General features: G+C 58.1%; 4 protein-coding genes. 3 read left to right on the plus strand and 1 reads right to left on the minus strand.

Features of this window, described 5'->3' with window-relative positions:
* Nucleotides 1–99: 99 nt before the first annotated feature.
* The 3 genes from purD to ACOYXE_RS19405 all read left to right on the plus strand — a co-directional run bounded on the left by purD (nt 100) and on the right by ACOYXE_RS19405 (nt 4,933).
* Nucleotides 100–1,395: a phosphoribosylamine--glycine ligase gene (purD, locus tag ACOYXE_RS19395; RefSeq protein ID WP_160055462.1), complete on the plus strand. Its 1,296-nt coding sequence runs from the start codon at nt 100–102 to the stop codon at nt 1,393–1,395.
* Between the two features lie 99 nt (nt 1,396–1,494).
* A complete protein-coding gene (locus tag ACOYXE_RS19400) occupies nt 1,495–4,272 on the plus strand; it encodes a hybrid sensor histidine kinase/response regulator (RefSeq protein WP_460926458.1) in 2,778 nt (925 codons plus the stop codon).
* 64 nt (nt 4,273–4,336) lie between these two features.
* A complete protein-coding gene (locus tag ACOYXE_RS19405) occupies nt 4,337–4,933 on the plus strand; it encodes a MarC family protein (protein WP_160055458.1) in 597 nt (198 codons plus the stop codon).
* A 77-nt stretch (nt 4,934–5,010) separates the two neighbouring features.
* On the opposite strand, the gene ACOYXE_RS19410 is transcribed toward ACOYXE_RS19405, so the two are convergent.
* A complete protein-coding gene (locus ACOYXE_RS19410; RefSeq protein ID WP_460926460.1) occupies nt 5,011–12,090 on the minus strand; it encodes a TcdA/TcdB pore-forming domain-containing protein in 7,080 nt (2,359 codons plus the stop codon).
* Nucleotides 12,091–12,132: the final 42 nt, after the last annotated feature.

Raw genomic sequence — 12,132 nt, forward strand, 5'->3', positions numbered from 1 at the left:
CTGCAGTGACTGACACACCGCAATCGCGAGCAGGCTCACTCCTACAGAAAAGCGTCCCTGCGGCGCTCAACAGAATTAGCGTCATCCGAGGTTTTTGAAATGAATGTTTTGATCATTGGCAGCGGTGGCCGTGAACACGCCCTGGCCTGGAAAGTGGCTCAGGATCCGCGCGTGCAGAAGGTTTTCGTCGCACCGGGCAACGCTGGCACCGCCATTGAGGCCAAGTGCGAGAACGTCGCCATCGACGTGCTGGCCCTTGAGCAACTGGCCGACTTCGCCGAGAAAAACGTTTCCCTGACCATCGTCGGCCCGGAAGTGCCGCTGGTGGCTGGCGTCGTTGATCTGTTCCGCTCGCGTGGTCTGGACTGCTTCGGCCCAACCGCCGGTGCCGCGCAACTGGAAGGATCGAAAGCCTTCACCAAGGATTTCCTCGCCCGTCACAAGATCCCGACCGCCGATTACCAGAACTTCACCGAGATCGAGCCAGCCCTGGCTTATCTGCGTGAAAAAGGCGCGCCGATTGTGATCAAGGCCGATGGCCTGGCCGCCGGTAAAGGCGTGATCGTCGCCATGACCCTCGCCGAAGCCGAAGACGCCGTGCGCGACATGCTCGCCGGCAACGCTTTCGGTGACGCCGGTTCGCGCGTGGTGATCGAAGAATTCCTCGACGGCGAAGAAGCTTCGTTCATCGTCATGGTCGACGGCAAAAACGTGCTGCCGATGGCCACCAGCCAGGATCACAAGCGTGTTGGCGACGGCGACAGCGGCCCGAACACGGGCGGCATGGGTGCTTACTCCCCTGCCCCGGTGGTCACCGCCGATGTGCACAAGCGCGTGATGGATCTGGTGATCTGGCCGACCGTGCGCGGCATGGCCGAAGAAGGCAACGTCTACACCGGTTTCCTTTATGCCGGTCTGATGATCGACAAGGCCGGTAACCCGAAGGTTATCGAGTTCAACTGCCGCTTCGGCGATCCGGAAACCCAACCGGTGATGCTGCGCCTGCAATCGAGCCTGGTGCTGCTGGTCGAAGCCGCCCTGGCGCAAGCGCTGGACAAGGTTGAAGCACAGTGGGATCCACGTCCGAGTGTCGGCATCGTGCTGGCCGCTGGCGGCTACCCGGGCGATTACGCCAAGGGCGCGACGATCAACGGTCTGGATGCAGCCGCCAGCCTGGAAGGCAAAGTCTTCCACGCCGGCACCGCGCTGAACGATGGCAACGTCGTCACCGCTGGTGGTCGCGTACTGTGCGCCACCGCAATGGGCGCCAGCGTCGGTGAAGCGCAGCAGCAAGCCTACAAGCTGGCGGCCGCCATCGACTGGGAAGGCTGCTTCTACCGCAAGGACATTGGCTACCGCGCCATTGCCCGTGAACGTGGCGAAACCCAGGAATAAGCTGTCGATCAAGTCCGGCGAGGGATACCGTTCCTCGCCGGGCTGTTCCGCCGCCGCGCATCGTTATATTCTGGCATCAACCTACGAAGGGATTTCGCCGTGCGCTGGCTCAGGATTGCCATAAGCTTCACCGTCACGTTGCTGACCTTGCTCTGCATGCTCCCGGCCCAGGCCGCACAAGGCAGTGGCTGGTCGGTATTGCTTGACGATCAGGGCAATCTGCAACTGAGCGATATCCGCTCCGCTCGCTACACCAATCAATTCAGCCCCATCGACCTTGATCGCCTCACCGCGTCCGAGCCCGATGGCGCCTTGTGGCTGCGTTTCCGCCTGGCGCCGGGCAAGCACGAACAAGTGCTGCGCATCTTCGCCCCTGACCTGTCAAAGCTCAGCCTCTATGTGCTCGACGGTGACAAGCTGATCGAACAACGCAACACCGGCACAGATCAGCCACAGGCCGAACGGCCGTTGCCGAGCAGCGACTTAATGCTGCCACTGCCGCTGAGCGACAAACCTCTCGACGTCTATCTGCGTCTGGTCTCCGACCATCAGTTGCGCCCGCATGTCACTCTGCAATCGGCGGTGATGAGCGCGGCCAACCACAATCAGACGCTGGTCTTCGGTTTACTGTTCGGCTGTCTCGGCATGCTGCTGTTGCACAACCTGGTGCGCTACGCCTACTCCCGCTCGCGCAGCAGCCTGTGGCTGGCAGTCTGCGAAGGCCTGTTGGGCCTCAGTCTGTTGCTGTTGCTCAACCTCGCCGGGCCTTGGTTGCCGAACTGGCATGCGGTGCAGACGCCGGGCGCCTATCTGGCACTGTTGCTGACTGCCCCGGCCGGATTGATGTTCGCCTATCGCTTCTTCGCCCCGCTCGGCCCGCACCCGCTGAACAAACTGTTGATTGGCGACATCCTGTTTATCGTGACCTGCAGCCTGTTGCTGTTGTTCGTCAACACTCTGCCGCTGAACATCATCACCTATGCACTGGTAGCACTCGCCGGCCTGAGCATGTTGTTCGTCGCGTTCTTTCACTGGCAGAAGGGCTACCGCCCGGCGCGGTTGTTCGTCGCGGCGATGGTGGTGTTCAACATCGGCACGCTGATCATTCTTCCGGCCTTGCTGGGGCTGACGCTGGTGTCGCCGCAAGGCTTGATCATGACCCTGATGGCGTTCATCTGCATCAGCGGCCTGTTGATGAGCATCGCCCTGGGTGAGCGTCAGCGCAGCATCACCGAAAGCCGTTTCAGCGTCAGCCGCGACCTCGCCGCAAGCAATGCCGAGATCAACGCAAAAGCCGAGTTCCTTGCCAAGATCAGCCACGAAATCCGCACGCCGATGAACGGCGTGCTGGGCATGACCGAACTGCTGCTGGGTACGCCGCTGTCGGTCAAGCAACGCGACTACGTGCAGACCATCCACAGCGCCGGCAACGAACTGCTGACGCTGATCAACGAGATCCTCGACATCTCCAAGCTCGAATCGGGCCAGATCGAACTGGACGACGTTCAGTTCGACCTTAATGCCCTGATCGATGACTGCCTGAGCATCTACCGGGCCAAGGCCGAACAACAGAACGTCGAGCTGATCAGCTTCATCCAGCCGCAAGTGCCACGGGTGATCAGCGGTGACCCGACGCGTCTGCGTCAGACCTTGCTGAGCCTGCTGGAAAACGCCCTGAAAAAAACCGATGAAGGCGAAGTGCTGATCGTCGTCGCGCTCGACGAACGCAGCAGCAAACCACGCCTGCGCATCGCCGTGCAGGACAGTGGCGCGCCGATGGAGCAGGAAGAACGCGACGCGCTGATGCACGCCGAACTGCACAGCAAGCACTTCCTCTCGGCGAATCGCTTGGGCGGCAATCTCGGGCTGGTCATCGCGCGACAACTGATTCGTTTGATGCAGGGCGAATTCGGCATCAAGAGCGGCGCCAGTCAGGGCAGCACGCTGTGGCTGACCCTGCCACTGGACCCCGATCGCCTCGAACACCCGACCTCCGATCTCGACAGTCCGCTGCAAGGCGCACGGGTGCTGGTGGTCGACGACAACGATACCTGCCGCAAAGTACTGGTCCAGCAATGCAGTGCGTGGGGGCTGAATGTCAGCGCAGTGCCTTCCGGCAAGGAAGCTTTAGCCCTGCTGCGAACCAAGGCGCACTTGCGTGATTACTTTGATGTGGTGCTGCTCGATCAGAACATGCCGGGCATGACCGGCATGCAGCTCGCGGCCAAGATCAAGGAAGACCCAAGCCTCAACCACGACATCCTGCTGATCATGCTCACCGGCATCAGCAACGCGCCGAGCAAGATCATCGCGCGCAACTCGGGAATCAAACGCATCCTCGCCAAACCGGTGGCCGGCTACACCCTCAAGACTACGCTGGCCGACGAACTCAATCAGCGCAACAAAGGCCAAGTGGTGTTTCAGCCGCAAGTGGTCACCCCGGCCACGGCCGCCAAAGTGCCTAGCGATTTCCGCATCCTCGTCGCCGAAGACAACACGATTTCGACCAAGGTGATTCGCGGCATGCTCGGCAAGCTCAACCTGCAACCGGACACCGCCGCCAACGGCGAAGAAGCGCTGCAGGCGATGAAAGCCCAGCGTTACGACCTGGTGCTGATGGACTGCGAAATGCCGATCCTCGATGGTTTCTCGGCGACCCAGCAACTGCGCGCCTGGGAAGTCAGCAACCAACGCATTCGCACGCCGATCGTGGCGTTGACGGCGCACATTCTCGCCGAACACAAGGAGCGCGCGCGGCAGGCCGGGATGGATGGGCACATGTCCAAGCCGGTCGAGTTGTCGCAATTGCGCGAGCTGATCGAACACTGGGTAGCCCAGCGTGATCAGCAAAACCGTGCCACGACGCCTGCCTCCTGAGCCGACAGACCCTTTAGCGCCTGATAGACTCCCCCACGACTTCCCTCGCCAGTGAGCTTGCACCATGCTCCATGTGTTGTTCAGCGTTTACCTGAAGATGCTGGTGCTCTATAGCCCGTTCTTCGTGCTGTCCTGCTTTATCAGCCTGACCCGCGGTTATTCGCGTAAGGAGCAACGGCGCCTGGCGTGGAAAGTGGCATTGGCGACGCTGGTCTCCAGTGTCTTGCTGTATTTGTTCGGGCGGGTGATTTTCGATGTGTTCGGCATCACCGTGGATGCATTCCGCATTGGCGCCGGCAGTGTGCTGTTCATTTCGGCACTGGGCATGGCGCAGGGTAAGCCGGCGGTGCAGGCCGACAACGTGCAGCAGGACGTCACCATCGTGCCGCTGACCATTCCGCTGACCGTCGGCCCGGGCACCATCGGTGCCTTGCTGGTGATGGGTATCAGCCAGCCGCATTGGGATGACAAACTCACCGCGATCATGAGTATTGCGCTGGCCAGTTTCACCGTAGGTGTGGTGCTGTATCTGTCGAATCGCATCGAGCGGATTCTGGGTGATCAGGGGTTGCAGATCGTCAGCCGTTTGATGGGTTTGTTCGTCTGCGCCCTGGCGGCGCAGATCATTTTTACCGGGGTCAAAGGTTATCTGGTGCCCTGAGCGTTGGTTTAGCAACAAGGGTGTATGGAAAAACGCCGCAAACGAAACCGTTTGCGGCGCTTTACCCAATTGCCTGGTCAGTCCGCGAAATACGGTTTTGCCAATAGCGTCTGCATCGTCACCCGAGCGCTGCGTTCGGTTCGCGCCTGCAATCGCCGCACCCACGTCGATATCGCATGTGATTGCTGGTCCTTGAAGGCCAGATACACTTCTCCGCGCAAGGCGGAGTCAGCGGAGCACACATCACGAAAGATCAGGCTGTGTTCCGTATCAGGATCGACGATCAACAAATGCTCCCCGACGATCTCGAACAACAGCTTGTGCGGCGAATCGAAATCCCAGATCAGCTTTCCCGGTACTGCCGGTACTTCGCCCAGCGCATGCCGACAGTCGATGATCAACGAATCCAGCTTCAGCCAGGCGGCTTTCGACAACCGGCAAGTCACATGACCCTGACCCATTCGCAGAATCAGGGTCGTCACGTCATCGGGGATCAACGGCAGTAGATCATCCAGCCTGTTGCTTCCCTCAACGGTCAGTACCTGAGCGTTTCGCTCCAGGTAGTCAAACGTACCAATGCTTCTTCGTCCCGGATAGACGTTCAGGCCTCCCTCGCGCCGGTCGTGCAGCAGCACATTCGAGCGTTGCTGCGTACCCAGCAGTACGGGTTCGGTGGGCAGCATTTTGTCGGCAAGTTTTATCAGTCTCGCGCTTTGCGAGTCATACCATTGCAAACTGCCGGGCGCAGACTCGACGAGTACGAATGTTTCATGATCCACATCGCTCAGCAACGTTTGCAGTCGCTCAACCAACGGCTCGTGCTGCGCATTAACCCAGTCCTGACTGACACCGGTAATCACTTCAGGCTCGAGGTAACTCAACCTCAGCGAGACACCGTCCACCGTCGTTCCTGTTAACCCGGCGCCTTCGATGGACACTTCGGCAAACCGCCAATCGGCCCAATCCTGTCCGGGCGTCGGCAACCCGTCCGTATGCAGCAACTGCGCGCCTTCATCAAACGCATCGACCAGCGACTGTGGCTCGACCAGTTCCTGGCTCCAGATTGCACCGCTGGCCAGATCAAACAACCAGCCCGATCGGTTGTCCGGCGTCACGCCCAGCAGGCGTACAGACTTGTCGCGGCCAAGATCACACAGCAGCAAATGATCGTTGATGTACCAAGCGTTGAGGTAACCGTCTCCCGTGGCGTTTTTTAAGCCGATGATGGCAAAACTGTCCATCGAATAGCGCCTGGCTAGCGGCTCCAGCGCCTGCCACCAATGGCTGTGATCCTTCAGCCACTGCTCACCGACCCCACCCAACTGCAATTCTCCTGACATTGTCAGATTGAAGAACCGGCCTTGATCGTCCAGGACCAGGTAGCCATTTTCGACAGCCATCACCTGCTTCAGCCCCTCAGGTTCAACCCATCGGTGCGACCATTGCACCAGCCCCTGTTGCGCGGTCATTTGCAGACGACAGAGCGTCTGATCGAGACGGTTGTAGATGAAATACAGATCGCTTTCGTCCGCCATCGGCAACAGCACCATGTCGCTCAGGTTCTTGATCGAGTCGTGCCAGCCACGGGCATGACGGGGCAAAGGCAGCGGGTGGATCAAAAGCCGGTCACGGCTGCGCACCCACACCAGGTCGCGCTTGTCAGGATCGAATGCCCAACAGACCGAAACATACGGTGCCGGCTGCCAGTCAAGCGTCGAAAAGCCATCCACCGCCGACACGGCGCGGGGCGTCAGGTACGTGCCCAGCACCACTGACCAGTCCTTCAGCGTCTTGTCGGCGAAAACCTTCGCCTGCAACTCGCGATTCTGCTCGTAGGTGACGGAGCTCAACAGCAGTTGGCCATCGTGAATCAGATAACCGAACAGCTGAGTCCCCGTCGCACCCACCACGGTCTGCACGAAGTGAATCGTGCCCTGCTCATCCGCTTGCAAGTCACCGATGGTGCTTTTGCCCTCCGCCAGCAATAAGCGATAGCGATTCTTGAGCAATCCGGTGATCGCATCCACCTGCCAGATATCGTAGCTGTCCGGCACACAAAACCAGGCGAAGCCACCGCTCACCAACGCCAGCTGTGCACTGTCGGTTTCACCCGCACGCTCGTTGCGGATGTACAGAAAGCGGTCTTCCTGCGCGTCATACCAGGCCCTGACATAACGCGGCTGATGTGGCGACTCGAATGGAATCAACCAATCCCTGATTGGCGTATAGGCCAGTGTCAGACGATGCTCCTGAGCCAAAGATTTGTAATGTTCGAGCAATGCTTGTTCATTGAGCCCAAACGGCGCGCGTTGCTCGAGGATGGTCAACTGGCGTCTGGCCCAGTCAATGCCGAACATCTGTCCGTCGGCTGTACCGATCATCACCTCGTGGGCCCCCTCGCCAAGCTTCACTTGCACATCACCGATGTAAAGCTCGCTCGTTGCCTCAATTCGAATGTCGGCTTCATTGGCCCATGTGGCGTGTAACTGCCAACGGCTCGCTTGCAAACTCTGTGTATGCAGCTCGACGTTGCCACCGCGACTGAGCGTCAGTGCGCAGGCATTGCCGGACCCGGTGATCCTGTACGTCAGTTTGCCCTTCCAGACATCCGGCAATGACGGCATCACCAGCGTGCGCTCAATACCATCCAACTGAACCTCGATGAGCGTATCGCGATAATCGGGCAACAGGCGCCGCACGATGTAATGGGAGGGAAAAGAGTAAAACGAGAACAGAAACAACCAGTCACCGTCAGGCTTCTTTTGCTCCAGACGCCTTGCCGTGTCAAAGCCGCGGTCGTGGCGTAAATTGGCGAACGGTAGCGCCTGATACTCATAGCCGTAGCAGGTCTGCGGGGTGCAAGGCAGTACGATCGGTTGCGCGACAGGCGGGGTGAATCCGATCCGGTCAGGCAGCTTCAACTGACTGCGGATATCAATCGCCCGGGAATAGTCGGCATCGAAGTCCGCTACGCCGAAGTGATTGCGCAACGGGTATAGCTTCGGACTGTCGAGCGACACCGTGCCCGCCCCCAGATCAATTCGCTTGATGATCAATGCGGGGTTGGCAATCCAGGCATCGAACTCAGAATCGAAGTGATACCCGACACCCCGATAAGCCTCCTCCATGTCGGCGAAAAAGTTGCCGACGCCCTGCGCATCTCGAGCAATGACAGCAAAGCCTTGGGCCAGCGCCGCGACACCTACCGCCAGCCCGCCAAGGATCACCCCGGCACCACCCAATACCGCTGCGGCCGTCGACGCGCCAGTCAACGCGGCCCCGATGCCACCTGCGGTCAATGCGAGGCTGGCAGAGTCGAAGGCCAGTTGCGTGCCGAACTGCGCTTGTTCAACGCCATCCTGTGCATTGCCAAGCTGATAAATATCAAAACCGACGTTAGCCAGCCCCAACACGGCGCCGACACCTTCATTGGCCGTATGCCCCAAGGCTTCACCGACGACGGATGAAGTGGTGCGCGCAATGATCTTCACCTCGTTCAATGCGGTGCGAACCAGTCGAATCAGGCCGACCACATCCACCACGTTTCCATGCAAAAGTTGCGCATAGTTGAGGTAAGCATGCAGACGTACCGCCATGGTCAATGTGCGTCCGTCTCCTTCGCGATTGCGCAACGCGTTCATCAAAGCCTGAATCGTAAACCCGGCATTGAGCGTGTGTACGCTGCCAGCCTCGGTCGGATCCGGCACACCGGCGGATTGCTGCGGTTTGCGCGCCAGCGTGGAAAACTGCTCGGACAACCAGTGTTTGATGCGCAACAGCCGGTAGTCATCGCTGACCACTTCGACCACGTGTTCGGGGTTCGCTGGATCAACCAGGCTCAGTTGGTAGTGGCCCTGCGATGTAACCTGCAGGGTTTCAAACAATGGCACCAAAGGTGTCACCCCAGTATGCAGTTCTTGCAACGCCGCCGTGGCGCTGGCGATCTGCTGTCCCCACCAGTGGCTGTCCAGGCCCAACAGACTGGCCCCCAGGTGTGAGTTTTCCATCAGCGAGCGTCCATGCGCACTGTCAAGGCGCTGACGAATCTTGCCAGGCGGTTGCTTCGGCAGCGAATCCGGACCGAGCAGTTTTGCTACCTCAAAACCGCTTGAAAGGTGCAAAGCCGAAATCTGATCGCCATGCAATTCCACCAGATCGAACCGAGGACCGTTTTCGCCAGCGTACGCTGCGTAATAGTCGGCCATTTTCTGACGTACGAAAAAGTGCTCGAGCGCACGTTGTAACTGGGCGGCGCTTTCGAACTCGAACAGACCGAAATTGGGGTCATAAAAATGGTAAGTCGCCACGTTACCCACTACAGTTTTCGCCACCAGCATCGAATGGTTTTCGGAGTTGAGCATCATCGTGCGAGTACCGGTGTGACTCTCCAGAGCGGCGCCGACCTGCTTCAGATCGGCGTGGCCAAACGGTGTGCCGACTTCACTCAACGCAGTACCACGAAGCTCTTCCAGTGCGAGCCCAAAAGCGATCGAATCACTTTGCTGCGGCTCAAGAGCCGCCAGATAAAAGCGCTCACGCAATCGATGAGAGGCCAGCCCGCCTTCGGTCAAGGCTGCGCTCATCACCAACGCCAATGGATAACAACGTCCTCCAATCGTCTCGCCGATACCGTTGAGCATCAAATCCTGAGGCACCAGTTTGACGCTGCGGGCTTCGCTATCGAATTCACTGAGTACCTGATCCAGTTTTTCGCCGACCAGGAGACGATGCTCCTTGGTGGCGACCTGCTGAATCTGCGCCGCACATCGCCCCCACTGCTGCTGGGTATACGCCTTCATCAGTGCAGCCTTTTTCAGACTCAGCGCACTGGCTGGCGAGGCTTCAGACTCGACAGCAGCGAAATTCAGACCACTCAGAAATGCCGGAGCCTTGAGTTGATAAAGCTGTCGCTCAATCGCCGCATAACGACTCGACACCCCCAGTTTGTGAAAGCTGTTGACCAGGTTGTCGAGTTCGACGCTGTATTTCTCGAAATTAATGCTGTGCAGTGAGTCCATTCCCAACAGAACACCGAGTGACAATCGCTGCAATGGCGTGAGATGGAGAACATCCAGTTCGCCATTGCCCATTGCCACCAATACTTCGTCCAGCCCCAGTTCCTGAATCCGTGCATCGCCAAGAAACACCGGAGGCAGTGCATTGTGGGCCTGTTGTTTGATCAACTGACGATCGCCAAAGCTCAGCGGCAGCGCGGCTTCAAAGTTGATTACACCGCTGTGCTGCTCCTGCATCGCCTTGATGAATGGCTCGCCGAGTCCATCGATCAGACCTTGCAATACACTGGAGAGCAGAACCGCTCTTCCCTCGATCAATGGCCAGCCCTGTTCGAACTCGATGGCCGAGCCCTTGAGCAGCTCGGCCATATCACCGCTGTAGCGCGTGCGGTACTGGCCCTTTTGCCAGCGCTCTTGCTCGCCGCTGACCCACTTCACGGCATCATTCTCATTTTCTTTCCAGGAGTGATCCAGTTCCTCCTCCGTGACGCGATTAACGCTGACTCGCGGAGTAATGGATGCGTCATCGCGAAGGATTTGCCCGTCATGCTCGGTCAGGTGAATTCGCCCGAAATCGTCCATGCCGTCACGGACAGCACGGGGGCCACTGAGGTAGACGGTGCTCTCGCTTTGCGGACGAATACCATCACTGAAGTAGCGCGCAGCCGAATAGGCCAGATAATCTGCAGAAATGGAACGCTCTGAAGACAGGTCAATCAAAGGCCCCCAACGGCTCGCAATAAACTCTTCAGCCAATGGCTGCATACTCGTCGAATCGATCAACGCTATTCTTTGTTGTGCTGCCCGGCGAATAGCGTCATTGACCACCTCATAGTTGAATCGAATGCGCCCAATAATGGTTTGCAGCATTGCCGCGCGAGGATGAGCCATCAGAAACGCGTTATTGATCGAACTGTTCTGAGCCACGGCCCGCACAGCGAACGGCCGTACCAGACGATCTGCCGGAAGCTCGAAGACTTGCCTCATGGCGGGCTGGCTTTGAGCAAACGCCTCAAGCGCCGAGCGAGATGCCTGAGGGATGTTGTCGACATGATTGCCATAACTGCTACGCATCGCCGCGCGTCCTGGCATCCAGTGCGGATTTTTGTCGAGCAAGAGCTGCAATACGCCCAAACGCTGGGGATCGGTAAAGGCGCTGATGTCCGTATCACCGATACTCTTACGCAATGGCGGCAAATTATCGACGTCGGCATAGCTCCCGCCTTCGCCATACAGGACCTCGGCACGAACGACATCAGACGCTGCCGCGAGATTGCCGCGCAGGCGAGTTTCCTGCTCGTAAATACCTTGCAACTGTATAAGCCTGTCACTGCCATCAAGATCACGTAACTGAAAACCATCACCGAGTTGCACTTCTATGCTCTCGCGGTTTCGTGACTTAAGCGCTTCCAGGACGTTGGCATCCTGACCATAAGCGCGAGTCAGTAAATCAATCCGGGCATCATCAGCCAACTCACCTCTGGCGACCGCTGCATTGATATGCGCCGCCATTTGTTGTTTCAAAACAATTGCCCGAGCTTCAAAAAGAGAAGCCAGTTCATTTTCGGAAACGGTTTTCCCAGCCACCTGGTTTAGAGCATCTGCCTTGGCAGCTTCAACAATCAGTTTGTTGGTTTGATATGCGAGCAGTGCATCGCTGTCGTACCAGAGATTGAACGTATAGCCGTGCTCGGCAAGCACCTGTTTCCACACATTCAGATAATCTCGCTGAATGGCACCGATACCACCACCGACCCATACAAAGTGCACAACCCTGGGGACTTCCGTCGCTGGGGTATTGACCAGCCCAGCACTGTACTGAACGAGAGATTCGAAACTCTCGACCTTGTCATAAACATCTGAAACATTCGGTTCTGTTTCATCCGCGCGGGCCGTTGACGAGCCCACACCACGCTTGCTCCGCTTGCCTTGGCGCAGGGGTTCCAGTGTCTGGCGCAACAGTCTTACCGGCTCCAGCAACCTTGATGAGCCCGTTCTTTCCAGGCATGCATCGTAATAACGCATGACCTCTTCGTAAACCGGGAAACCCTCATAAGGCAACAAAGCCTGCTGGAGGTCTACGAGATTTATAACGTTTTCGAAATTGACTTCAACAGTTTCAAGCTTATTGATGTTCTGCACAGAGTTTTGCCTCAGCAAAAAAAAGAGAGGCCAAACTAACGA

The sequence above is a fragment of the Pseudomonas sp. MC6 genome (assembly GCF_054790575.1).